This is a genomic window from Kumtagia sp. (assembly GCF_059502445.1).
This window is the reverse complement of sequence record NZ_JCACER010000009.1, coordinates 23,805-46,328: the sequence shown is the minus strand read 5'-3', so window position 1 is coordinate 46,328 and position 22,524 is coordinate 23,805. Positions and strand designations below refer to the sequence as shown.

At 65.2% G+C, this 22,524-nt stretch carries 22 protein-coding genes; 13 read left to right on the top strand and 9 right to left on the bottom strand.

The window, feature by feature from the left end; all coding sequences use genetic code 11:
* The first annotated feature begins 71 nt into the window (after positions 1-71).
* The 6 genes from AC5JDC_RS03860 (at position 72) to AC5JDC_RS03835 (ending at position 5,856) form a co-directional block, all read left to right on the top strand.
* Positions 72-374 (top strand): virulence factor, encoded by a 303-nt coding sequence (locus tag AC5JDC_RS03860; protein ID WP_495839263.1) that lies wholly within the window; start codon positions 72-74, stop codon positions 372-374.
* Positions 367-1,011, top strand: a complete 645-nt coding sequence (locus tag AC5JDC_RS03855) for a methylenetetrahydrofolate reductase C-terminal domain-containing protein (RefSeq protein ID WP_495839261.1) — start codon at positions 367-369, stop codon at positions 1,009-1,011. The genes AC5JDC_RS03860 and AC5JDC_RS03855 overlap by 8 nt, the downstream gene beginning before the upstream one ends.
* Positions 1,008-2,108 (top strand): methylenetetrahydrofolate reductase, encoded by a 1,101-nt coding sequence (locus tag AC5JDC_RS03850; RefSeq protein ID WP_106771153.1) that lies wholly within the window; start codon positions 1,008-1,010, stop codon positions 2,106-2,108. The genes AC5JDC_RS03855 and AC5JDC_RS03850 overlap by 4 nt, the downstream gene beginning before the upstream one ends.
* A 153-nt stretch (positions 2,109-2,261) precedes the next feature.
* Complete coding sequence (locus AC5JDC_RS03845; protein WP_106771154.1) at positions 2,262-3,236, top strand: methyltetrahydrofolate cobalamin methyltransferase; 975 nt, start codon at positions 2,262-2,264, stop codon at positions 3,234-3,236.
* 8 nt (positions 3,237-3,244) lie between these two features.
* Entirely contained in the window at positions 3,245-3,757 is a 513-nt protein-coding gene (locus AC5JDC_RS03840; RefSeq protein ID WP_106771155.1) for a hypothetical protein, read from the top strand.
* Positions 3,754-5,856, top strand: a complete 2,103-nt coding sequence (locus AC5JDC_RS03835; protein ID WP_495839260.1) for an ASKHA domain-containing protein — start codon at positions 3,754-3,756, stop codon at positions 5,854-5,856. Before AC5JDC_RS03840 ends, AC5JDC_RS03835 begins: the two co-directional genes overlap by 4 nt.
* Before the next feature lie 44 nt (positions 5,857-5,900).
* Here AC5JDC_RS03835 and AC5JDC_RS03830 read toward each other — a convergent pair whose 3' ends face one another.
* The 3 genes from AC5JDC_RS03830 to AC5JDC_RS03820 are packed head-to-tail and all read right to left on the bottom strand — an operon-like array spanning position 5,901 to position 9,756.
* The gene (locus tag AC5JDC_RS03830; protein ID WP_495839258.1) at positions 5,901-6,866 is read right to left on the bottom strand and encodes a substrate-binding domain-containing protein; all 966 of its coding nucleotides are present in this window, start codon (positions 6,864-6,866) and stop codon (positions 5,901-5,903) included.
* Complete coding sequence (locus AC5JDC_RS03825; protein ID WP_495839256.1) at positions 6,863-8,179, bottom strand: ABC transporter permease; 1,317 nt, start codon at positions 8,177-8,179, stop codon at positions 6,863-6,865. The genes AC5JDC_RS03830 and AC5JDC_RS03825 overlap by 4 nt, the downstream gene beginning before the upstream one ends.
* Positions 8,176-9,756, bottom strand: a complete 1,581-nt coding sequence (locus AC5JDC_RS03820; RefSeq protein WP_495839254.1) for a sugar ABC transporter ATP-binding protein — start codon at positions 9,754-9,756, stop codon at positions 8,176-8,178. Before AC5JDC_RS03820 ends, AC5JDC_RS03825 begins: the two co-directional genes overlap by 4 nt.
* Before the next feature lie 230 nt (positions 9,757-9,986).
* On the opposite strand from AC5JDC_RS03820, the gene AC5JDC_RS03815 reads away from it, so the two are divergent.
* The gene (locus tag AC5JDC_RS03815; protein WP_495839395.1) at positions 9,987-10,985 is read left to right on the top strand and encodes a LacI family DNA-binding transcriptional regulator; all 999 of its coding nucleotides are present in this window, start codon (positions 9,987-9,989) and stop codon (positions 10,983-10,985) included.
* A 25-nt stretch (positions 10,986-11,010) separates the two neighbouring features.
* Here the strand turns inward: AC5JDC_RS03815 and AC5JDC_RS03810 are convergent, their stop codons facing one another.
* Entirely contained in the window at positions 11,011-11,511 is a 501-nt protein-coding gene (locus AC5JDC_RS03810) for a cupin (RefSeq protein WP_495839252.1), read from the bottom strand.
* Positions 11,512-11,712: 201 nt separating this feature from the next.
* Between AC5JDC_RS03810 and AC5JDC_RS03805 the strand changes: the two genes are divergently transcribed.
* On the top strand, positions 11,713-12,387 hold the full coding sequence (locus tag AC5JDC_RS03805; protein ID WP_495839250.1) for an HAD family hydrolase: 675 nt from the start codon (positions 11,713-11,715) through the stop codon (positions 12,385-12,387).
* 125 nt (positions 12,388-12,512) lie between these two features.
* Here the strand turns inward: AC5JDC_RS03805 and AC5JDC_RS03800 are convergent, their stop codons facing one another.
* A complete protein-coding gene (locus tag AC5JDC_RS03800) occupies positions 12,513-12,680 on the bottom strand; it encodes a hypothetical protein (RefSeq protein WP_165815988.1) in 168 nt (55 codons plus the stop codon).
* Positions 12,681-13,060: 380 nt separating this feature from the next.
* Here AC5JDC_RS03800 and AC5JDC_RS03795 point away from each other — a divergent pair, with 380 nt between their 5' ends.
* Genes AC5JDC_RS03795 through AC5JDC_RS03785 form a run of 3 tightly spaced genes read left to right on the top strand, consistent with a single transcriptional unit; the run spans position 13,061 to position 17,913 of the window.
* A complete protein-coding gene (locus tag AC5JDC_RS03795; protein WP_106771161.1) occupies positions 13,061-15,010 on the top strand; it encodes a PrkA family serine protein kinase in 1,950 nt (649 codons plus the stop codon).
* Between the two features lie 26 nt (positions 15,011-15,036).
* On the top strand, positions 15,037-16,353 hold the full coding sequence (locus AC5JDC_RS03790) for a YeaH/YhbH family protein (protein WP_495839248.1): 1,317 nt from the start codon (positions 15,037-15,039) through the stop codon (positions 16,351-16,353).
* Positions 16,354-17,913 (top strand): SpoVR family protein, encoded by a 1,560-nt coding sequence (locus tag AC5JDC_RS03785; protein ID WP_495839246.1) that lies wholly within the window; start codon positions 16,354-16,356, stop codon positions 17,911-17,913.
* Positions 17,914-17,996: 83 nt separating this feature from the next.
* Here the strand turns inward: AC5JDC_RS03785 and AC5JDC_RS03780 are convergent, their stop codons facing one another.
* A complete protein-coding gene (locus AC5JDC_RS03780; RefSeq protein WP_495839244.1) occupies positions 17,997-18,740 on the bottom strand; it encodes an alpha/beta fold hydrolase in 744 nt (247 codons plus the stop codon).
* Positions 18,741-18,952: 212 nt separating this feature from the next.
* Between AC5JDC_RS03780 and AC5JDC_RS03775 the strand changes: the two genes are divergently transcribed.
* A complete protein-coding gene (locus AC5JDC_RS03775) occupies positions 18,953-19,405 on the top strand; it encodes a MarR family winged helix-turn-helix transcriptional regulator (RefSeq protein ID WP_106771165.1) in 453 nt (150 codons plus the stop codon).
* 5 nt (positions 19,406-19,410) lie between these two features.
* Here AC5JDC_RS03775 and msrQ read toward each other — a convergent pair whose 3' ends face one another.
* The 3 genes from msrQ to AC5JDC_RS03760 form a co-directional block, all read right to left on the bottom strand.
* The gene (gene msrQ / locus AC5JDC_RS03770) at positions 19,411-20,283 is read right to left on the bottom strand and encodes a protein-methionine-sulfoxide reductase heme-binding subunit MsrQ (protein ID WP_495839241.1); all 873 of its coding nucleotides are present in this window, start codon (positions 20,281-20,283) and stop codon (positions 19,411-19,413) included.
* 88 nt (positions 20,284-20,371) lie between these two features.
* Positions 20,372-20,983 carry a pyridoxamine 5'-phosphate oxidase family protein gene (locus AC5JDC_RS03765; RefSeq protein ID WP_495839239.1) on the bottom strand — a complete coding sequence of 204 codons (612 nt, stop codon included), beginning with the start codon at positions 20,981-20,983 and terminating at the stop codon, positions 20,372-20,374.
* A 2-nt stretch (positions 20,984-20,985) separates the two neighbouring features.
* Positions 20,986-21,336 carry a gamma-butyrobetaine hydroxylase family protein gene (locus tag AC5JDC_RS03760; protein WP_495839237.1) on the bottom strand — a complete coding sequence of 117 codons (351 nt, stop codon included), beginning with the start codon at positions 21,334-21,336 and terminating at the stop codon, positions 20,986-20,988.
* A gap of 174 nt (positions 21,337-21,510) precedes the next feature.
* Here AC5JDC_RS03760 and moaA point away from each other — a divergent pair, with 174 nt between their 5' ends.
* Positions 21,511-22,512 carry a GTP 3',8-cyclase MoaA gene (moaA, locus tag AC5JDC_RS03755; RefSeq protein ID WP_495839393.1) on the top strand — a complete coding sequence of 334 codons (1,002 nt, stop codon included), beginning with the start codon at positions 21,511-21,513 and terminating at the stop codon, positions 22,510-22,512.
* The last annotated feature ends 12 nt before the right edge of the window (positions 22,513-22,524 follow it).

The following is a 22,524-nucleotide window of genomic DNA, read 5'->3' as shown; positions in this document are numbered from 1 at the left end:
CGTCGCCGGATGAGAAGCGGGCCCCTCCCCCTTCCGGCAATGCTCGCGCAACAGAAACACGCGAGTTGCGAATGGCCGATCTCATCGTCGTCTACTGGCGCGACATCCCCGCCCAGGTCATCGTGAAAAGAGGCCGGCAGAGCGCCAAGCGCGAGTTGCCACTGCGCTTCACCGAAGCGATCGACATGGCGGCGATGCGCTCGGGTGCTGCCGAGACCGACGCCTATCTGGCGGAGTGGCGCAAAGCCGATCCGGTGCCCGTCGGCGACGACCTCGAAGCGGAAGCCGACAAGGCGGCGGTCGAACTCGACGCCAAGTATGGCCGGGAGCGGCTGGTCGCTCTCGCGAAATCCGGCGGCAAGGAAAATGTCTGAGCCCCACCCGAACTCCACGACGGCCAAGGGGCCGGCCAACGGCACGCCCGTCGTGACACCGCCGGCAGGCGGCGGCGTCACCCAGGCGACCATCGTCAAGAAGGCGGCGCCGAAGAGCGATTACAAGCCCGCCGACGTGTCGCCGCAGCGGCGCATGCAGCGTTCCTATTCGGTGCGGCTGTGGGCGATCCGCCATTCGCGCGTGCTCGAATGGTTTTATGCCCGCTTCGCCGACGTCTTCCTGCTGCTCCATCCGCTGTGGAAGGGTCTTGGCTACGGTCGCGTCGAAGCGCCGGTGAAATTCGTCGAAAAGCGGGTCAAGGGTTTCATGTTCGATTGCCGCATGTGCGGCCAGTGCATTCTGTCCTCGACCGGCATGTCCTGCCCGATGAACTGCCCGAAGCAGTTGCGCAACGGTCCCTGCGGCGGGGTGCGCGCCAACGGCAATTGCGAGGTCGAGCCCGACATGCCCTGCGTCTGGGTGAAGGCCTGGGAAGGCTCGCGCAACATGGTCAAGGGCGAGGCCATCCTCGCCGTGCAGAAGCCGGTCGACCAGTCGCTGCGCGAGACCTCGGCCTGGTTGCGTGTCACGGCGCGAGCCGCGGCCGAGCGGGAACAGGCGAAGGTAGCCGCATGATCGAGCGCCGTTCCGTGCAGCGCGACGAGAATCCGGCCGGCATCCACCTGCCGCTGGAGCCGCTGCCCGGCCATTCTTCGCGCGGCCGGCTGGAGCGGGTGCTGCGGCGCGGCGAGTTCGCCGTCACCACCGAACTCAACCCGCCGGACAGCGCCGATCCGGAAGACGTCTACAATCGCGCGAAAATCTTCGATGGCTGGGTCGACGGCATCAATGCGGTCGACGCGTCGGGCGCCAACTGCCACATGTCGTCGGTCGGCATCTGCGCGCTGCTGACCCGCATGGGCTATGCCCCGATCATGCAGATCGCCTGCCGCGACAGGAACCGCATCGCCATCCAGGGCGACGTGCTGGGCGCCGCCGCGATGGGCGTCTCCAACATCCTGTGCCTCACCGGCGACGGCGTGCAGGCCGGCGACCAGCCCGGCGCCAAGCCGGTGTTCGACCTCGATTCCATGTCGCTGCTCGAAACCGTGCGCATCATGCGCGACAATGGGAAATTCCTGTCGGGGCGCAAGCTGACCACCCCGCCGCAGCTCTTCCTCGGCGCGGCCGTCAATCCGTTCGCCCCGCCCTACGATTTCCGCCCGCTGCACCTCGGCAAGAAGATCGCCGCCGGAGCGCAGTTCGTGCAGAGCCAGTACTGCTTCGACGTGCCGATGTTCAGGGACTTCATGCAGCGGGTGCGCGATCTCGGCTTCGACGAGAAGGTTTTTATCCTCGTTGGGGTGGGCCCGCTGGCTTCCGCCAAGACGGCGAAATGGATCCGCTCCAACGTGCCGGGCATCCACATCCCCGATGCCATCATCACGCGGCTGGAAGGCGCCCAGGACCAGAAAGCCGAGGGCAAGAAGCTCTGCATCGACATCATCAACGAGGTAAAGGAAATCCCCGGCGTCTCCGGCGTCCATGTGATGGCTTACCGCCAGGAGGAATATGTCGCCGAGATCGTCGACGAGAGCGGCGTGCTGAAAGGTCGCCAGCCCTGGAAGCGCGAAGCCCGTGCCGACGACCAGAGGGTCGCCGAGCGGCTCGGCCACATCCTGCACGACGACGTCACCGAAACCCAGGTCGATATGGTGAAGACGGCCCACTGATGGTGAATGGTGAATGGTGAATGGGCGGAAGCTTGGATTTGCAGCGACGGCAAGTGAGCCTCCGCACCGACCGCTTCCATAATCACCGTTCACTATTCACCATTCACCACTAACGATATAACCAACTCTTTATATCCCCGAACGGAGAACTCCATGACCCGCACGATCGTCGCCTCGGCGACCCGCGAAATCGTCATCGGCTTCGATCAGCCCTTCTGCGTCATCGGCGAGCGCATCAATCCGACCGGCCGCAAGAAGCTGGCGGCCGAAATGTCGGCCGGCAATTTCGAGACGGTCATCAAGGACGCGATCGCGCAGGCCGCCGCCGGCGCCACCATGCTCGACGTCAATGCCGGCGTCACCGCGGTCGACCCGAACGCCACGGAGCCAGCGCTGCTCGTGCAGACGCTGGAGATCGTCCAGCAGACGGTCGACCTGCCGCTGTCGATCGACTCTTCCGTGAGCGCGGCGATCGAGGCAGCGCTGAAGGTGGCGAAGGGCCGGCCGCTGGTGAATTCGGTCACCGGCGAGGAGGAGAAGCTGGAAGCGATCCTGCCGCTGGTGAAGAAATACAACGTGCCGGTCGTCGCCATCTCCAACGACGAGACCGGCATCTCCATGGACCCGGACGTGCGTTTCGCGGTCGCCAAGAAGATCGTCGAGCGCTGCGCGGATTTCGGCATTCCGGCGCATGACGTGGTCGTCGACCCGCTGGTCATGCCGATCGGCGCGCTGGGCGATGCCGGCCGCCAGGTTTTCGCGCTGCTGCGCCGCCTGCGCGAGGAACTCAAGGTCAACACCACCTGCGGCCTCTCCAACATCTCCTTCGGCCTGCCGCACCGCCACGGCATCAACGCCGGCTTCATCCCGATGGTGATCGGCGCGGGCATGACCTCGGCGATCATGAACCCGGTCCGCCCGCAGGAAATGGAAGCGGTGCGCGCCGCCAACGTGCTCAACGGCACCGACAGGGACTGCATGACCTGGATCAAGACCTACAAGGATTTCAAACCGGGCGAGCACGCCGCCCCGCCGCCGGTCGCCGTCGTCACGCCGGGCGCCGAGGGCGCGGCTGCAGGGGGCGGCAGACGGCGCGGCGGCCGCGAGGCACGGATGGCGCGGGGGTAGGCGCCGCTATGGTTGCCAAAGAGCAACATTCTCACAACTCGTCGCTTCGAGAGAACATAATCGAGCACCAGTTTATTGGCGCCGCTCTTAAAGTTCTCTGGAACGCTGGAATTGTGGACGCAGAGATTCTGCGGTCGGAGTTCGACGGTTATGGCTACGATCTGGTTCTCAGCAAAGGCCAAATCGTTAGGCACATCCAACTGAAGTCTGGTTTGACGCTCAAGAAGATCAGCGTGTCTAACATGCTAGCTAGGCGCCCCAGTGGATGCGCCATTTTTATCGAAATCTCTGACAATCTCGATATGGAGAGGTATTGGTTTTTCGGCGCCAATGAGCCTGGATTACCTCTGCCGGCATTGGATGACTTCAAGACCACGAAAAGAACCACGCCCAAGTCAGACGGTTTGAAGCCCCAACGTCAGAACCACCGGGACATACCCGCCAATAAATTTACCAAGGTTCAGTCGCTTGAGCATCTCCTTGGCAAATTGCTCGGACAAGAAATAAGCGGCCACCAATGAACCCTCCCCCCAACATCACCGATCCCCTCGTCCTGTTCATGCCGTCCGGCAAGCGCGGGCGGTTTCCGGTCGGAACGCCGCTGCTCGACGCTGCGCGCTCGCTTGGCGTCTATGTCGAGAGCGTGTGCGGCGGGCGCGCCACCTGCGGTCGCTGCCAGATCGAGGTGCAGGAAGGCAACTTCGCCAAACACAAGATCGTCTCGACGCTCGACCACATCTCGCCAAAGGGCCCGAAGGAGGAGCGCTACGAGCGGGTGCGCGGCCTGCCCGAGCATCGCCGCCTCTCCTGCTCGGCCACCGTGCAGGGCGATCTCGTCATCGACGTGCCGCAGGACACCGTCATCAACGCCCAGGTGGTGCGAAAAGCCGCCACCGACCGGGTGATCGAGCGCAACGCGGCCGTGCAGCTCTGCTATGTCGAGGTTGAGGAGCCTGACATGCACAAGCCGCTCGGCGACCTCGACCGGCTGAAAGTGTCGCTGGAAAAGGACTGGGGTTGGAAGGACCTTCTGGTCGCCCCCCACCTGATCCCGAAGATCCAGAAGATTTTGCGCACGAAGCTGCCCGACCAGCCCGAGGTCAGCGAGGGCAAATGGGGCGTCACCGCGGTCGTCCACCGCGACATGGACTCTTCGCGTCCCTTCATCATCGACCTCTATCCTGGTTTGAAGAACGAAGCCTACGGCATCGCCTGCGACATCGGCTCGACCACGATTGCCATGCATCTGGTGTCGCTGCTGTCGGGCCGCATCGTCGCCTCGTCCGGCACGTCGAACCCGCAGATCCGCTTCGGCGAGGATCTGATGAGCCGCGTCTCCTATGTGATGATGAACCCCGACGGCCGCGAGGCGATGACCAGGGCGGTGCGCGAGGCGGTCAACACGCTGATCGGGAAAGTGTGCGAGGAAGGCGGCGTCGACCGCCACGACATCTTTGATTGCGTGTTCGTCGGCAACCCGATCATGCACCATCTGTTCCTCGGCATCGACCCGACCGAGCTCGGCCAGGCGCCGTTCGCGCTGGCCGTGTCGGGCGCCCTGCAGTTCTGGGCACATGAGATCGACATCGAGGTGGCGCCGGGCGCCAGGCTCTACACGCTGCCTTGCATCGCCGGCCATGTCGGCGCCGATGCCGCCGGCGCCACGCTGTCGGAAGGGCCTTACCGGCAGGACGGGATGATGCTGCTGGTCGACGTCGGCACCAATGCCGAGATCGTGCTCGGCAACCGCACCCGCGTCGTCGCCGCCTCGTCGCCAACCGGTCCGGCCTTTGAAGGTGCGGAGATTTCGTCCGGCCAGCGTGCAGCACCCGGTGCCATCGAGCGGGTGCGCATCGATCCCGACACGCTGGAGCCCAGATATCGCGTCATCGGCACCGACAAATGGTCGGACGAGGAGGGTTTTGAGGAGGCCTCCTGGGCCACCGGCGTCACCGGCATCTGCGGCTCGGCGATCATCGAGGTCGTCGCCGAGATGTACCTCACCGGCATCATCTCCGAGGACGGCGTCATCGACGGCGCCATGGCCGAGCGCAGCCCGCGCATCGTGCCGAACGGCCGCACCTTCTCATACCTGCTGCGCGAGGGCCGCCAGGGAGAACCGCGCATCACGGTGACGCAGAACGACATCCGCGCCATCCAGCTCGCCAAGGCCGCGCTCTATGCCGGCGTGAAACTGCTGATGGAAAAGCAGGGCGTCGAGGCGGTCGACACCATCCGCTTCGCCGGCGCCTTCGGCTCCTTCATCGATCCGAAATACGCCATGGTGCTCGGCCTGATCCCGGATTGCGACCTGTCGCAGGTCAAGGCGGTGGGCAACGCCGCCGGCACCGGCGCACTGATGGCCCTGCTCAACCGCGACCACCGCCGCGAGATCGAGACGCAGGTGTCGCGGATCGAGAAGATCGAGACGGCGCTGGAGCCCAGCTTCCAGCAGATCTTTGTCAACGCCATGGCGTTGCCCAACAAGGTCGACGCCTTCCCGAAGCTGGCGGAGCAGGTGAAGCTGCCGCCGCGCAAGGTGGTCGAGCAGCCGGGCGGCGACGGCAGCCCGCGCCGCCGCTCGCGCGAGGAACGCGCGGCACGACGCCAGCGCGACTGAAATATCGGGAAAGCCGGGCGCTCGCCGCGCCCGGCCGGCCGAAATCACATGCCCTTTTCCTTGAGCACGGCCTCGGCGTTCTCCGCCGTGACCTTCTCCGTCGGCAGCACGATCGCCTTCTCGACCTTCTCGCCGTTGAGGTGCTTGACCGCCTGGCGCAGGCCTTCGGCGCCCGGCGTGGCGTAGAGGAAGGTGGCGGTCAGCTCGCCGTTCTTCACCCAGGTCACGCCTTCGCCCGGCAGCGCGTCGATGCCGATGAACTTTATCTCCTTCTCGCGGCCGGCATCCTTGGCGGCGAGATAGGCGCCGTAGGCCATCGGATCGTTGTGGCCGTAGACCAGGTCGATCTTCTCGTTGCTCTTCAGCGCATTGGCCATGATGTTGTAGGCCTGATCCTGCTTCCAGTCGCCGGACTGCTTGTCGAGCAGGTTCTTGATTCCAGGCTCCTTGTCGGTGAACTCGTGAAAACCGTTGTGGCGGTCATGCGCTGGCTGGGTGCCCATGCCGCCCCAGATCTCGACGACGGTGCCCTGCGCCTTGCCCGGCCCGCCGAGCAGCTCCACCGCATACTCGCCCGCTGCCCGGCCGATCAGCACGTTGTCGCCGCCGACGAACTGCGTGTACTTGTCGGTCTCGACGTTGCGGTCGAGCACGAACACCGGGATGTTCGCCTCGATCGCCTGCTGGACGACGCCGGTGAGGCCCGCCGACTCCTTCGGCGAGATCAGCAGCGCGTCGACCTCCTGGCGGATCAGGTTCTCGACGTCGGCCACCTGCTTCTCGGTCTTGTCCTCGCCGTCGGTAACGATCAGCTCGACCTCGGGATGCTTGGCGGCTTCCGCGATGATGTCCTTGTTGAACTGCGCGCGCCACGGCTCGATCGTCGTCGCCTGGCTGAAGCCGATCGTCCATTTCTTCTCTTGCGCCACCGCATCCGCGCCGGTGAGCGCGGTGCTGGCGATGAATGCAACCGTCAGGGCCGAAAGCCCCAGGAAACCACGCCGTTTCATTCGACATTTCCTCCACTGTTATGTGCTGCTTGTTGCTGCGCCCGCCTGTCCGCGGACGCATCCTTTTGCGCCGGCCGGAACGCGGGCAGGCGCACAAAGCTCAGGAGATCGGCGGCGTTGCGCTCCTGGACGAGCACGGTGCCGACGATGATCAGGCCCTTCAGCACGAGCTGAAGGTTCGAGTTGATGTTGTGGAGCTGCAAAATGTTGGAGAGCAGCCCGAAGATCAGCACGCCGCAGAAGGTGCCGGCCATGGAGCCGCGCCCGCCCATCAGGCTGGTGCCGCCGATGACGACCGCAGCGATGGCGTCGAGCTCCAGCCCGGCGCCGGCGTCCGGCTTGCCTTGGCGGTACTGCGCCACGTAGAGCACCGCGGCGATGCCGGCGAGCAGGCCGGAGACCGCATAGGTGACGATCTTGACCTTGCCGGCCTCGATGCCGGAGAGCCGCGCCGCCTCCTCGTTGCCGCCGATGGCATAGACGTAGCGGCCGAACGGCGTGAACCGCAGCACGGCTGCGTAGATGACGATGGCGGCGATGAAGAAGATGCCGGGCATCGGGATCACCCCGAACACCAGCGAGCGCAGCCTGTCGAACTCGGCGACCGCGTTGGAGCCGGTATAGACCGGCAGCACCGCGTTGTTCTGGCCGGCGGTCAGCCGGGCGATGCCGAGTGCCGTCACCATCATGGCCAGCGTGACGATGAAGGGCTGCAGCCGGCCGCCGACGATCAGCAGGCCGTTGATGGCGCCGAAGCACAGCCCGACGCAGGGGGCGACGATGAGGACGCCGAGCACGCCGAACTTGGTCGAGACCTGCGGGACGAGATACCAGAGCAGCAGCGCCGCCAGCGCCGCTCCGGCGGCGAGCGGGATGAGCAGGCCGCGCATCCGGTCGAGTGTGACGTCGCGGCCGACGTCGCCGCCGTGACGCGCCTTCTCCAGATTGGCGAAGGCGAAGCGTACGACCGAGAAGCCGATGACCAGCGCGACGATGCCGGCCATCGGCAGGCCCATGGCGGCTGCGGGCGTATCGCCTTCGACGGTGAGCAGCATGGCGCAGACGACGGTGGCGATCGCCATCAGCGAGCCGACCGACAGGTCGATGCCGCCGGTGATGATGACGGCCGTCATGCCGGTGGCGATCAGCCCGGTTATCGACACCTGCCGGAGCACGTCGAGCAGGTTGCCATAGGACAGGAAGATGTTGTTGCCCTTCGAGCTGACCGGCGAGGAGAGCACGCCGAGCAGGAAGATGGCGATCAGCCCCCAATAAAGCTTGGTACGGGCGATGATGCGAAACACGCCGCTCATGCCGCGGCCTTCGCGGCGAGCGGTGCGGCAAGCTGCATGATGCGCTCCTCGGTGGCGTCGGCGCGCGCCACGATGCCGCGCTGCCGGCCCTCCGACATGACGAGGATCCGATCGGACAACAGCAGCAGCTCCGGCAACTCCGAGCTGACGACCATGATCGCCAGCCCCTCATGGCGCGCCAGGCGGAAGATCAGGTCGTAGATCTCGCGTTTTGCCCCGACGTCGATGCCGCGCGTCGGCTCGTCGAGCAGCAGCACCTTTGGACGCGTGCCCAGCCATTTGCCCATGACGACCTTCTGCTGGTTGCCGCCCGACAGGGTTCCCGCCGCTTGGTCGACGCCACTGCAGCGGATCGCCAGCGATTTCACCGCCTCGCGTGCCAGGGCGGCCTCTCCGGCAAAGGAGCGGATGCCGAAACGCGAAAGCCGCGACACCAGCGGCAGCGCGACATTGTCGGTGATCGACGCACCGAGATGCAGGCCTTGCGTTTTGCGGTCCTCGGTGACGAGCGCAAGGCCTAGCCGCCTGGCGTCGCGCGGCGAGTGGATGTCGGCCCTGCTCCCGTGCAGCCTGATCTCGCCTTCCGCCTGGCCGCCGGACGCGCCGAACAGGGTTTCCAGGATCTCGCTGCGCCCGGAGCCGAGCAGCCCGCCGATGCCCAGCACCTCGCCGGCGTGCAGGTCGAAGCTCACCCCATGCAGCATCTTGCGCCAGCCGCGCCGGTGCGGCTTCGATAGCACGAGGTCGCGCACTGACAGCACGACCGGGCCGCGCTTGCCGGTGTCGCCGTGATCGGCGGAGAGAAGCGCGCGGCCGACCATGGCGGCAATGATCTTGTCCTGGTCGAGCTCGGCGATCGGCCTTGTCAGCACATGCCGCCCATCCCTGAAAACGGTGACGCGGTCGGCCAGGTGCGTCACCTCGTCGAGGCGGTGCGAGATGTAGACGATCGCCACGCCGTCGCCGGCCAGCTGCCGCACGATCTTGAATAGCCGCTCGCATTCGGCCGGCGACAGCGCCGATGTCGGCTCGTCCATGATCAGGATGCGGGCGTTCAGCGACAAGGCCTTGGCGATCTCGACCAGTTGCTGCTCGCCGACCCGCAGGCTGCCGACGCGCTGGTCGGGATCGAGTTCGATGCCGAGCCGCCCGAGCAGGTCGCGCGCCGCCGCTCGCCCCGCCCTCCTGTCGATCACCACGCCGGCGATGCGCTTCTCGCGGCCGAGGAAGATGTTGTCGGCGACGGTCAGCTCGGGAACGAGGTTCAGCTCCTGGTGGATGATGGCGATGCCCGCGGCCTCGGCCTGGCGGATGCTGGCGAAGGCGACGGTGCTGCCGTCGAGCTCCAGCCGGCCCTCATACTCGGCATAGACCCCCGAGACGATCTTCATCAGCGTCGACTTGCCGGCGCCATTCTCGCCCATCAGCGCATGGATCTCGCCGGGGCGCAGCTCGAACGAAACGTCGGTCAGCGCCGCGATCCCGCCGAACCGCTTGCTGACATTCGCAGCGCGTAGCAGCGGGCCGGCCGAGGGATGGCGGTGTGGGGCAAAAGGCGCAATGCCGGATTCGATCATGGCAACAGTGGCCTCCCTTCCACGTTGCTGAATGCCCCCTCACGCTAATCTAAACGTTTCGGAGATGTCAACAGAAACCCCGCCATGAGAACGGCCGCGCCACACCACACACCGCCCTTCCCTTGCGCTTTCCGTGAATTTCTCCTAGTCCTGCTGCGGGAAGAGTTCCAAAACGTTTCGGAACAATGGACGAGATCAGGCGGCGTACCAGGAAATCGAGCGCACCGACGATGATCGACGTGGCGCAGTCCGCCGGTGTTTCGATCGCCACCGTCTCGGCCTTCGTCAACGGCTCGGCCAACGTCAGCGCCGAGCTCAGGCAGCGCATCGAGACGGCCATCCGCGACATCGGCTACAAGCGCAACGCCATCGCCCGCAGCCTCAAGATGGGCACCACGCACACCATCGGGCTCACTGTCCCGCACATCACCAACCCGTTCTTCACCGAGGTCGTGTCGGTGATCCAGCAGGCCTTCGACCGCGCGGGCTATGCGGTGATGCTGTTCTGCACGGACGAGCATCTGCATAATCAGGACGACCAGATCGGGCTGCTGCTCGACCGCATGGTCGACGGTCTCATCGTAGCGCGGGTCGGCGACGACGCAAAATTCAGGGAGATCATCGGCGGCGCCAGCGTGCCGGTCGTGCTGATCGACCGTCTCTGCCGGGGGGTCGAGACCGACGCCGTCGTGCTCGATAACAGGCAGGCCGTCTTCGAGGCGATCAGCTACATGATCGGTCTCGGCCATCGCCGCATCGGCTACATCTCGGGAGACGTCGACGTCTCCACCATCCGCGAGCGCGGCGAAGGCTATCGCCGGGCGATGGAGGCGGCGGGGCTTCCCGTTCCGGACGAGCTGGTGCGGCTGGGTGATTTCCACGAGGCCGATGGTTACAGGGCCGCCATGCAGCTCCTGATGCTGCCCGACCGGCCGACTGCGATCTTCTCCGCCAACAACCCGATGGTGGTGGGCGCCATGAAGGCCCTCCGCGATCTCGGACTGACCTGCCCCGATGATATTTCCGTCGCCTGCTTCGACGACTTCGCCTGGGCCGACGTGTTCCAGCCGCAGATGACGACCATCGCCCAGCCGGTCCAGGCGATTGGCGAGCAGGCGGCGCGGCTGATGCTTGATCGCCTGGGCGGCAAGGCGCCGGCGGAGCCGCGGATAGTCACCCTGCGTGGGCGCCTGATGATCCGAAACTCCTGCGCGCCGGCACGCCGCTGAAGGGGCCGCGACCGCGAGAGAACCTTCAGTGCTTGCGCCAGTGGGCGGCGAGCGCTCCGCCGGTGACCGGGTCGGTATCGGGAAAGCCGAGGCCGGCAATGCGCTCGACCATCGCCTCGCTCGGCGCCTCGCGGAGAAGATCGGGACTTTGGCCGGGCGGATAGGCGCCGACAACGAGAAAACCGCTGCTGGCGTCGAGCCGGCAGTGCCCGGTGCCGGCGGGAAGCAGCGCCACGTCGCCGGCTACCACCTCGACTTCCCGGCCGCCGGGTCCGCCCAGCATCAGCCGCGCGCCGCCCCGGGCAAAGCCCAGCACCTCATGCGCCGTCGAGTGATAGTGGTGATAGGCAAAGACGCCGTTGCGCCAGGACGGCGGCCAGCCATTGCGTTCGAACATGGCTTCGAACACAGCCGCTGGATCATTGTCGGAAGCGGCCACGGCGCCGCGATAGAGCAGCACCGGCAGCCGCGGATTGTTCGGCATCCAGCCGTTGCGGCCGAGTTGCAGGACTTCGGGTTGGATCATGGCAAGCTCATCCTGCGCGCCAAACCGCCAAGGTTCAACTTCGTTCCCTGCGCCGCCGGCTCCATCAGCGCTTCGCCACAAGACAAACCGGCACATCAATTTTCCCTGCCGGGACTCCAACCGTTGGCGCATACTCTATCTATCGACACGGAGCGGTTGCGGCCGCCCCGCGATTCGCCCGACGACAGCGAGGATCTCAGCATGCGTATCGAACCGGTGTTCCTCTTCGACCTCGACGGGACGCTGGTCGACAGCGTCTATCAGCACGTGCTCGCCTGGAAGGAGGCGCTCGACGCCGAAGGCATCGACCTGTCGGTCTGGCGCATCCATCGCAAGATCGGCATGAGCGGCGGCCTGTTCACCAATCAACTCCTGCGCGAGACCGATCTGGAGATCAACGAGGTGCGCGTCGAGCGGCTGCGGCACAACCACGCCGAGGCCTACCGGCGCTATGCCGGCTCCATCCGTCCGCTGCCGGGTGCACGCGAGCTGCTGTCCTGGCTGACGGAGGAAGGCATTCCCTGGGCCATCGCCACCAGCGGCCGCATGGAGACGGCCGCCGTCAACCTGGCGGCACTCGGCGTCGATCCCGACAAGGTCCCGGTGGTGACCCGCGACCAGGTCCGTTACGCAAAGCCCGATCCGGACCTGTTCGCCGCCGCGGCCGAACGGCTCGGCGCGTCGATCGAGACCGCGATGGTGGTGGGCGACAGCATCTGGGACATGCTCGCCGCGACCCGCTGCCGGGCTCTGGGCGTCGGCCTGCTCAGCGGCGGTTACGGTTCCGACGAGCTCAGGCAGTCCGGCGCCATCCGCGTCTACGAGGATCCGGCCGACCTGCTCGAGCATATCGACGAGGTCGGCGGACGCCGGTGACGCACGTCCTCAAGAAGAGAGGTTCGGCTGGTCGGGCTAGATCGTTCTCGTAGACCCCTCACGGAGCGGCAGCCCGGGAATGTCGGCAGCAGGCCGGGCGGAATCTCTTCCGCTGCCAAGCGCAGCTATACGCCGGGATTTGAGGGAAGCGCGAAGCCGTAGCAGTGGCCGGCGTCCTGCGCGCGCGGCGTGCAGATCGGCGGGTTGTGTATCTGCGCTCCAGTGCTGCCCTGGCAGGCCGACAGACCGACGACCGTCAACAGCAAGCCGACGAGAATGAGTGTCGAACGCATCCGAGAATTTCCCCCCGCAAACGCCTGGCAAACGGCGATTCACCTGCTTCTGCGACTATCCATCGCATCGCGGGCATCCGCAAGACTTTATGCGGGTGCTCGTCAGGGCCTTCGACCGGGCTGCAAGCCCTCCTTGCAATCCAGGGAAGAACGCGTGATGCCAAATTGTTGATAAGACGCATGTTCCTCCCGTCTAGCTCGAAAGGCCGGCGTTTACCATCACCGCCGAAATGGCGGGCGGCGATACAATTTGCCGGTTGTCGAACGGTCCTTCGCGGCTGCACGATTCTCGCCGCAATGTGAAGGAACTATAGGGTCGCGAATCAGTTGATCTCGGGTACAATCAGCAGGCGACGAGACGGGTACTTTGCGAGGTTGCCATGGGCGGCAAAGATTCCGATGTCTTCGATCTCTTTTCGGAGATTTACACCCACGCTGCGCGGGAGGAGATGAGCCTCCAGGAATATCTCCTGGCCTGCCGCGAGGACAAGTCGATGTACGCCACGGCGGCGGAGCGGATGGTGGACGCCATCGGCGAGCCGACGTTGATCGACACCAGCTCCGATGAGCGGCTGGGGCGGATCTTCGCCAACCGAACCATCAAGATGTATCCCTCCTTCGCCGAGTTCTACGGCATGGAGGACACGATCGAGCGGATCGTCGGCTACTTCCGCTACGCCTCGCAGGGGCTGGAGGAGCGCAAGCAGATCCTCTACCTGCTCGGTCCGGTCGGCGGCGGCAAGTCGTCGCTCGCCGAGCGCCTCAAGAAGTTGATGGAGGCACGGCCGATCTACACGCTGAAGATCGGCAACGAGATCAGCCCGGTTTTCGAATCGCCCCTCGGCCTGTTCCATCCGGAGCGGATGGCCGACCTGCTGGAAGACAAGTACGGCATCGCGCGGCGACGGCTAAACGGCCTGATCTCGCCATGGGCGGCCAAGCGCCTCGACGAGATCAACGGCGACATCTCGAAATTCAGCGTCGTCAAGCTCATGCCGTCCAGGCTGCGCCAGATCGGCATCGCCAAGACCGAGCCCGGCGACGAGAACAACCAGGACGTTTCCGCCCTGGTCGGCAAGGTCGACATCCGCCAGCTCGAGAATTTCAGCCAGTCCGACCCCGACGCCTATTCCTACAGCGGCGGCCTCAACCGCACGACGCAGGGCCTGCTCGAGTTCGTCGAGATGTTCAAGGCGCCGATCAAGGTGCTGCACCCCCTGCTGACGGCGACCCAGGAAGGCAGCTACAACGGCACCGAGAACTTCGGCTCGTTCCCCTATCAGGGCATCGTGCTCGCGCATTCCAACGAGTCGGAATGGTTGCAGTTCAAGAACAACAAGAACAACGAGGCTTTCCTCGACCGCATCCTGGTGGTCAAAGTGCCCTATTGCCTGCGCGTCACCGAGGAGAAATACATCTACGAGAAGCTCCTGCGCGAGAGCGAGCTGGCGAGCAGCCCGTGCGCGCCGGAGGTGCTCGATATCCTCAGCCGTTTCACCGTGTCGACCCGCCTCACGCCGCACGAGAACTCGCCGCTCTACACCAAGATGCGGGTCTATGACGGCGAGAACCTGAAGGAGATCGACCCCAAGGCCAAGTCGGTGCAGGAGTATCGAGACGCCGCCGGCGTCGACGAGGGCATGACCGGCATCAGCACGCGCTTTGCCTTTAAGATCCTGTCGCAGACCTTCAACTACGACACCAAGGAGGTCGCCGCCGATCCGGTGCATCTGATGTACATCCTCGAGCAGGCGATCCGGCGCGAGCAGTTCCCGAAGGAGACCGAGCAGACCTATCTCGACTACATCAAGTCGGAGCTTGCCTCCCGCTATGCCGAGTTCATCGGCCACGAGATCCAGAAGGCCTATCTGGAATCGTACAGCGAATACGGCCAGAACCTGTTCGACCGTTACATCGCCTATGCCGACGCCTGGGTCGAGGACCAGGACTACAAGGATCCGGACACCGGCCAGATCTTCAACCGCGAGGTGTTGGACAGCGAGCTGTCGCAGATTGAGAAGCCGGCCGGCATCGCCAACCCGAAAGACTTCCGCAACGAGGTGGTGAAGTTCACGCTGCGTGCCCGTGCCCGCAACAACGGCCGCAATCCGTCCTGGACCAGCTACGAGAAGCTGCGCGAGGTGATCGAGAAGCGCATGTTCGGTCAGGTGGAAGATCTGCTTCCGGTCATCAGCTTCGGCTCCAAGAAGGATAGCGTGACGGAGAAGCAGCATTCCGAGTTCGTGCAGCGCATGGTCGAGCGCGGCTACACCCAGCGTCAGGTGCGGCGGCTGGTGGACTGGTACATGCGGGTAAACAAGGCGGGTTGACGCCCGCCCGGCGTAAGGCGGGCTTCATGCCGAATGTTATCGACCGCCGGCTCAATCCGAAGGACAAGAGCCTCGGCAATCGGCAGCGCTTCCTGCGACGTGCGCGCGAGGAGCTGAAGCGCACCATCCGCGACCAGATCAGGACAGGCAAGATCGCCGACGTCGACGCCGACCACAGCGTTTCCATGCCGGCGAAGGGCACCGGTGAGCCGACCTTCGAGAACGCCCGCGACAGCGGCCGCCGCCACCACATCCTTCCCGGCAACAAGGAGTTCATGCCCGGCGATCGCCTGCCGAAGCCGGGCGGCGGCCAGGGCGGCTCGCCCGGCCCCGGCCTGTCCCAGCGCGAGTTCGAGGACGACTTCCGCTTCGTGCTGTCGCGCGAGGAGGTGCTGGACCTGTTCTTCGAAGATCTCGAACTGCCCGACATGGTCAAGCTCAACCTCAAGGAGGTTCTCGCCTACAAGCCGCGCCGCGCCGGCTTCGCCAGGACCGGCGCGCCGACCAATATCAATGTCGGGCGCACCATGCGCAACAGCCACGGCCGCCGCATCGCGCTGAAGCGGCCGCGCCAGGCCGAACTGGACGCGCTGGCGGCGGAGATCGAGGCACTCGAGGCGAATCCCGTGCCGGGCCCGGCCATGCGGCAACGCATCGCGGAACTGCGCGAAGAGCTCGAGAGGCTGACACGGCGGCGCAAGCTGATCGGCTATGTCGATCCCGTCGACATCCGCTTCAACCGCTTCGACCCGCAGCCGATCCCGACCGCCAAGGCCGTCATGTTCTGCCTCATGGACGTCTCGGGCTCCATGGGCGAGCGCGAGAAGGATCTCGCCAAACGCTTCTTCGTGCTGCTGCATCTGTTCCTCAAGCGCCGCTACGACCGCACCGAGATCGTCTTCATCCGCCATACCCACGAGGCGCATGAGGTGGACGAAGAAACCTTCTTCTACAGCACCCAGAGTGGTGGCACGGTGGTCTCGACCGCGCTGGAGGAGATGCGCCGCATCATCGCCGAGCGTTACCCGCCGCGGGAATGGAACATCTACGCCGCCCAGGCCTCGGACGGCGACAATTTCGCCACGGATTCGGAGCGCTGCATCTCGCTTCTCGAAGGCGAGATCATGAAGCTGTGCCAGTATTTCGCCTATGTCGAGATCATCGATGAGCGCGAGCGCCACATCTTCGGTGCCACTGACAACGGCACGTCGCTGTGGCGCGCCTATCGCTCGATCGGCGACAGCTGTCCGAACTTCCAGATGACCCGCATCGCCCGTCCGGCCGATATCTATCCGGTCTTCCGCCAGCTTTTCGCCAAGCAACAGACGCAGAAGGGCGGCTGAATGAACCCGACGCCAAGGCGGGGAGAGAGATCCCGACTGCTGTTTTCCGACTCCGACTGGAGCTTCGAGAAGCTGTCGCGCGCCTATGACGCCATCGAGACCATCGCCCTCGACGACCTCGGCCTCGACGTCTATCCCAACCAGCTCGAGATCATCTCGTCGGAGCAGATGCTCGACGCCTATTCCTCGGTCGGCATGCCGCTGATGTACCGGCACTGGTCCTTCGGCAAGCATTTCCTCTATCACGAGCAGTTGTACCGCAAGGGCCTGCGCGGCCTCGCCTATGAGATCGTCATCAATTCCGACCCTTGCATCGTCTATTTGATGGAAGAAAACACCATGGCGCTGCAGGCGCTGGTGACCGCGCATGCCGCCTTCGGCCACAATCACTTCTTCAAGAACAACTATCTATTCCAGCAATGGACCGATGCCGCGGCGATCCTGAGCTATCTCGATTTCGCCAAGAGCTATATCGTCCGCTGCGAGGAAAAGCACGGGCTCGCCGCCGTCGAGCGCGTCCTCGACGCCGCCCATGCGCTGATGGAGCAAGGCGTGTTCCGCTATCGGCGCCCTCCCCGGCTGTCGTCCGAGAAGGAACGCGAGGGGCTGCGCGAGCGGCTGGAATATGAGGAACGCACCTTCAACGACCTGTGGCGCACCCTGCCGCGCGCCAAGGGCGACGGGGGCGAGCGCGACGAGGATCGCAGCGTCTCAGAGCGCAAGAAGTCGCTCAACCTGCCCGAGGAAAACCTGCTCTATTTCCTCGAGAAGAACAGCCTCGTGCTGGAGCCCTGGCAGCGCGAGCTGCTGCGCATCGTGCGCGTGATCGCGCAATATTTCTACCCGCAGCGGCAGACGCAGGTGATGAACGAGGGCTGCGCCACCTTCGTCCACTACACCATCATGAACACGCTGTTCGACCAGGGCCGCATCGGCGAAGGCGCGATGCTGGAGATCCTGCGCAACCACTCCAATGTCGTCTTCCAGCCCGGCTTCGACGATCCGCGCTTTTCCGGCATAAATCCCTACGCCTTGGGCTTTTCCATGATGCAGGACATCCAGCGCATCTCGATGGAGCCGACCGCGGAGGACCGCGACTGGTTCCCGGACATCGCCGGCAATGGCGACTGGCGCGAGACGCTGCTGGAGGCCTGGGCCAATCACCGCGACGAATCCTTCATCCGGCAGTATCTGAGCCCGGCACTGATCCGCAAATGGCGGCTTTTCGTGCTGGACGACAGCGCGCAGGAGCAGCATTTTGAAGTCGCCTCGATCCACAACGAGCGCGGCTACGAGAAGGTGCGCAGCGCGCTCGCCAACGGCTACGACATCGGGATGACGCGGCCGGACATCCAGGTGGTGGATGTCGATCTGCTGGGCGACAGGCTGCTGCGGCTGCAGCAGACGGTCAAGAACGGCGTGTTGCTGGAGAAGGAGAGCCGCGAGGCGACCCTGCGGCACATCAAGGAACTGTGGGGCTACGACGTCAGCCTCGCCGGCGTCGATGCCGAAACCGGCGCCATGCTCTACGAGCATTCGACCAAGCAGGCATCGACGTAGCGGCTGCGCCGGGCGCCTGGGCCCATGGCGGACGCCTTCCCGTAGCCGACACCAGGCCCGGGGAAAAAAGCGCGGACCTGCGCTCAGCCGGCCAGCGCGAGCGCCAATGGCTGCCGCGCGAACGATACGATTCGCGCCACCACGCCTGGATCTGAAAGGATTCGACGATGACCGAGCCCCGGCGCCCAATGCAGCGCCACGTGGGAGCCGGCACTTGCATAAGCACGCGCATCAGCTGCCGGCACCTCCCGATCTTCAGGCGCATGGACGACCAGCGCCGGCGCGTTTGCGGCGGCAAGCTGCCGCGATCCGGTGAACGCGTCGAGCCGGCACTGCGCGATCCGTTCGATGCACCCGACCATGGCCTCGCGCGAGCGGCCGCCAAGCCCGACCGTCCGGCAAAAATCGTCGAGCAGTTCGGCCATCGAATTCGGAGCGGCGATCAGCACAAGCCGCCCGGCTTGCAGCGGCGGCACGCCGGGGAGCACCCCGGCGACGGTATTGACCGCGACGGCGCCGCCGAAGGAATGCCCGGCGACGACGTCGAACGGACCGAACCATTGGCCCGCCTGCCCCACCGCGGCCACCGCCTTCATCATCGTCAGGCGCCGCCCCGTTGAAGCTCCATGGCCGGGCAGGTCGACCGCATAGACGCGAAATCCCGCCTTGTTCAGGCCCTCGATCACCGCCTGCATGTATTCGGTGCGCGAGCGCCAGCCATGGATCACCAGCGCCCGCCCGATTTCGGTGCCCGGCTGCGGCCGGAACTCGTGCACGACAAAGCAATCCGGCCCGGCCTTGAGCCTGTGATGCCGCGCCGTCTGCATGAAAGCGGCGCCCCGCATGACCGCCTTGCGCTCGCCCTCGGTCTGCCTGCCCGGATGGGGCGTGCGCGCGAACAGCGCAAAGGCGGCCCTGCCGGCTAGGCCGGGCGCCACCGTGTCGCCGAGACGGAAAAGCGTGCGGGTGACCCGAAAACCCAAAGATGCCATAATCCGCATCCATCAATTAGTTCAAGTGTGAACAGATTAGTTCAAGAGTGAACAATACGCAAGACCTTCCCTGGGACAATCCGCGCTTCCGCAACTGGGTGTCGGTGGCGCGTGCCTGTCATGCCGTGGAGCGGGCGCTGGGAGCGGCGCTGCAGCCGCTCGATCTCAAGCCGGCGCAGCTCGACGTGCTGATGAATCTCCACCGCCATCCCGGAATGTCGCAGCACGAACTCGCCCGGCGGCTGCTGGTCGGCCGCTCGAACATCACCATGCTGCTGCCGCAGCTCGAAAGCCGGGGACTGCTGCGGCGCGAGGGCGACGAGAAGGACCGCCGTGTGCTGCGGTTGACGCTCACGGAGGCGGGCGAGGCGCTCCTGCAGGAGGCGCTCAAGGTGCACACCGCGCTCATAGAGAAGGTGATGGCGGCCTTTTCGCCCAGCGAATGCGACCTCGTCGGCGAGCACATGCGCCGCATCGTCGAAGTGCTGAAGATCGACTGAGCGCCCTACTCCGCCGGCGCCCGCGCAGGGCGCCGGCTGGACGCGCTGCCGCCGATCATCGGCCGCAATATCGGTACGACTGCAATGGCCGCACCGATCGCCAGCACCCACCAGGCCGGCCGCACCGAGAAAGCGAATTGCAGATTGGCGGCGAGCACCCGCAACGGCGGGATACCGGTGGCAAAGCCGTACCAGGCATATTCGAGCGCGGCGGTGGCAAGCGCCGACAGCACCGCGGCCGAGATCAGCACGATCGGCGACGCCAGGCTGAAGCCGCGCCAACGCGCGAGACGGTACCCCATCAGCAGCACGAACAGGCCGCTCATCAGCGTCGCCTCGTAGACGTCGGCCTTGGTCTGCATGAAGAAGTGCAGGGCCGCCAGAATGCCTATCGCGTAAACCACCTTGTGCAGTCGGTTCCAGTTGCGCCCGAGCTTCTTGATGGCCGCGTCCGTCGAGGTTGCACCCAGGATCGCCAGCCCCGTCAGTGCCACGAAGCCGATGGTGAGATAGATCCTCAGCGCGATCTCGGAGGCGACGCGGGCAAGGTCGAGATTCTGGTCGATCACATAGAGCCCGAGATGCGCGAGCCCATAAAACAGCGCGGCGACGCCGATCATGCGGCGCACCACGATCAGCTTAGGCCAGTCCGCGATGCGCCTCAGCGGCGTCACTGCGAGCGAGATGAACAGCAGGCGGATCGCCCAGTCGCCGGTCTCGTGAATCGCCTCCGTCACCGGGCGCGGCCCCAGCGCTCCCGCTGCCCAGGACCAGGCGAGCAGGACAGCCGGCACGAACAGTCCGGCAAACACCACCGCCTTCAAGGCCGAGAACCGGCCCGCACGGTCGTTCCAGGGCATTTTTGCCGAAGCTGCCATCACGACAGCCTATACGCCGATGGCGGCGGAACTGTTACCGGACGGCTTCATCACGAGTGGGTGAAGCCGCCGCCGGAGACAAGCCCCCTCACCACATTGTCTTCTTCGCCCGCTCCGGCCATTCGCGGTCGTAGGCGTCGCCGTCGATCCGCGCCGCGCTGGTCCTGGCCAGGATCTTTCCCGGGGTCGGCAGGCTATCGGCATCGACGTGCTTCCGCGGGTTCCACAGATCCGACCGGTGGATCGCCCGCGCGCACTGAAAATAGACGGCCTCGATGGTTATCACGACGACCGATCGCGCCGGCTTGCCATCCACCGCAAGGCTGGCGCAAAGCTCCGGATCGACATCGACCACCGCCCGTCCGTTGACGCGCAGCGTGGTGCCGGACCCCGGGATGAGGAACAGCAGCCCTACCCTGCCGTCGCGCACGATGTTGCGCAGCGAATCGACCCGGTTGTTGCCGTGCCGGTCGGGCATCAGCAGCGTCTTCTCGTCGCGGATGCGCACGAAACCGCTGAGATCGCCGCGCGGGCTGCAGTCGAGCCCTTCCGGGCCGCTGGTTGCCAGCGCCACGAAAGGCGAGGCCTCGATCAGGGCCGCGTATTCGGGAATGAGCCGGTCGAGCTCCTTCACCAGCGAGGTCTCGCCTGGTCGGCCATACAGGGTTTCCAGTTGCTCCACATTTTCGATGATCGGCATGTTCAATCCCGCGAAAGTCCCTTTTCCTCGAGCTCGGCGAGGTAGTCCTGCCAACGGTCATCCTTCTCGTGTCCCAGCGTATGCAGGTACTGCCACGTGAAGATGCCGGTATCGTGAAAATCGTCGAAAGTGATGCGCACGGCGTAGTTGCCGACCGGCTCGACCTTGAGGATGGCGACGTTGCGCTTGCCCGGCACGGTGACGCGCTGCTCGGGCGAATGACCCTGCACCTCGGCAGAGGGCGACAGCACACGCAAAAGCTCGGCAGGCAGCGCGAAGGGCGCATGATTGGGGTAAGTGACCGTCAGCAGCCTGCGGTCCTTGGAAACCCGGAGTTCGGAGGGGGCTGTCATTTTCGGTGTGCTTTCTCCTACGTCTGCCGACTTCTTATGCCAAGACGCAGACCACTCCCAGCACCCCGGACCAATTTCACGACCAATGCAACGGCAGACATGTCTTGATTGTCGCATGCACTCGTACGACATAGTGGTATATAGCGGTCCATGACCTGGAGGAATGCGAGAGTGATGCAAGCGGACATGATCGACCCGTTCGGCCGCGCCATCACCTATTTGCGCGTGTCGGTCACCGACCGCTGCGACTTCCGCTGCACCTATTGCATGGCGGAGGACATGACCTTCCTGCCGAAAAAGGACCTGCTGTCGCTGGAAGAGCTCGACCGGCTGACCACGGTCTTCATCGAGAAGGGCGTGCGCAAGCTCAGGCTCACCGGCGGAGAGCCGCTGGTGCGCAAGAACATCATGCATCTGGTGCGCCAGATCTCGCGCCATCTCGACAGCGGCGCGCTGGAGGAGCTGACGCTCACCACCAACGGCTCGCAGCTCGCCCGCTTCGCCGCCGAGCTCGCCGATTGCGGCGTCAAACGCATCAACGTCTCGCTCGACACGCTCGATGCGGACAAATTCAGGACGATCACCCGCTGGGGCAATCTCGACCGCGTCATGGCCGGTATCGACGCCGCCCAGGCCGCCGGCCTCCACGTCAAGCTCAACGCGGTGGCGCTGAAGGACTTCAACGACCGCGAAATCCCCGAGCTTTTACGCTTCGCGCATGGGCGCGGCATGGACCTGACCGTCATCGAGACCATGCCGATGGGCGAGATCGACGCCGATCGCACCGACCAGTACCTGCCGCTGTCGCTGCTGCGCGCCGAACTCGAGCGGCAGTTCACGCTGACCGACATCCCCTACAAGACCGGCGGCCCCGCCCGCTATGTCGAGGTCGCCGAGACGGGCGGCCGGCTCGGCTTCATCACGCCGATGACCCACAATTTCTGCGAGAGCTGCAACCGCGTCCGGCTGACCTGCACCGGCACGCTCTATATGTGCCTTGGCCAGGAGGACGCGGCCGACCTGCGCATCCCGCTGCGCGCCTCGGAAGGCAACGAGCGTGTCGCGGCGGCGATCGACGACGCCATCGGCCGCAAGCCGAAGGGTCACGACTTCGTGATCGACCGGCGCACGCGCAAACCCGCCGTTTCCCGCCACATGAGCGTGACCGGCGGCTGAACGCGCATTTCC

Bases quoted from the DNA above. Each gene is read 5' to 3' on its own strand.
- AC5JDC_RS03860 (WP_495839263.1), top strand. From the start codon at position 72: ATGGCCGATCTCATCGTCGTCTACTGGCGCGACATCCCCGCCCAGGTC.
- AC5JDC_RS03855 (WP_495839261.1), top strand. From the start codon at position 367: ATGTCTGAGCCCCACCCGAACTCCACGACGGCCAAGGGGCCGGCCAAC.
- AC5JDC_RS03850 (WP_106771153.1), top strand. From the start codon at position 1,008: ATGATCGAGCGCCGTTCCGTGCAGCGCGACGAGAATCCGGCCGGCATC.
- AC5JDC_RS03845 (WP_106771154.1), top strand. From the start codon at position 2,262: ATGACCCGCACGATCGTCGCCTCGGCGACCCGCGAAATCGTCATCGGC.
- AC5JDC_RS03840 (WP_106771155.1), top strand. From the start codon at position 3,245: ATGGTTGCCAAAGAGCAACATTCTCACAACTCGTCGCTTCGAGAGAAC.
- AC5JDC_RS03835 (WP_495839260.1), top strand. From the start codon at position 3,754: ATGAACCCTCCCCCCAACATCACCGATCCCCTCGTCCTGTTCATGCCG.
- AC5JDC_RS03830 (WP_495839258.1), bottom strand. From the start codon at position 6,866: ATGAAACGGCGTGGTTTCCTGGGGCTTTCGGCCCTGACGGTTGCATTC.
- AC5JDC_RS03825 (WP_495839256.1), bottom strand. From the start codon at position 8,179: ATGAGCGGCGTGTTTCGCATCATCGCCCGTACCAAGCTTTATTGGGGG.
- AC5JDC_RS03820 (WP_495839254.1), bottom strand. From the start codon at position 9,756: ATGATCGAATCCGGCATTGCGCCTTTTGCCCCACACCGCCATCCCTCG.
- AC5JDC_RS03815 (WP_495839395.1), top strand. From the start codon at position 9,987: ATGATCGACGTGGCGCAGTCCGCCGGTGTTTCGATCGCCACCGTCTCG.
- AC5JDC_RS03810 (WP_495839252.1), bottom strand. From the start codon at position 11,511: ATGATCCAACCCGAAGTCCTGCAACTCGGCCGCAACGGCTGGATGCCG.
- AC5JDC_RS03805 (WP_495839250.1), top strand. From the start codon at position 11,713: ATGCGTATCGAACCGGTGTTCCTCTTCGACCTCGACGGGACGCTGGTC.
- AC5JDC_RS03800 (WP_165815988.1), bottom strand. From the start codon at position 12,680: ATGCGTTCGACACTCATTCTCGTCGGCTTGCTGTTGACGGTCGTCGGT.
- AC5JDC_RS03795 (WP_106771161.1), top strand. From the start codon at position 13,061: ATGGGCGGCAAAGATTCCGATGTCTTCGATCTCTTTTCGGAGATTTAC.
- AC5JDC_RS03790 (WP_495839248.1), top strand. From the start codon at position 15,037: ATGCCGAATGTTATCGACCGCCGGCTCAATCCGAAGGACAAGAGCCTC.
- AC5JDC_RS03785 (WP_495839246.1), top strand. From the start codon at position 16,354: ATGAACCCGACGCCAAGGCGGGGAGAGAGATCCCGACTGCTGTTTTCC.
- AC5JDC_RS03780 (WP_495839244.1), bottom strand. From the start codon at position 18,740: ATGCAGACGGCGCGGCATCACAGGCTCAAGGCCGGGCCGGATTGCTTT.
- msrQ (WP_495839241.1), bottom strand. From the start codon at position 20,283: ATGGCAGCTTCGGCAAAAATGCCCTGGAACGACCGTGCGGGCCGGTTC.
- AC5JDC_RS03765 (WP_495839239.1), bottom strand. From the start codon at position 20,983: ATGCCGATCATCGAAAATGTGGAGCAACTGGAAACCCTGTATGGCCGA.
- AC5JDC_RS03760 (WP_495839237.1), bottom strand. From the start codon at position 21,336: ATGACAGCCCCCTCCGAACTCCGGGTTTCCAAGGACCGCAGGCTGCTG.
- moaA (WP_495839393.1), top strand. From the start codon at position 21,511: ATGCAAGCGGACATGATCGACCCGTTCGGCCGCGCCATCACCTATTTG.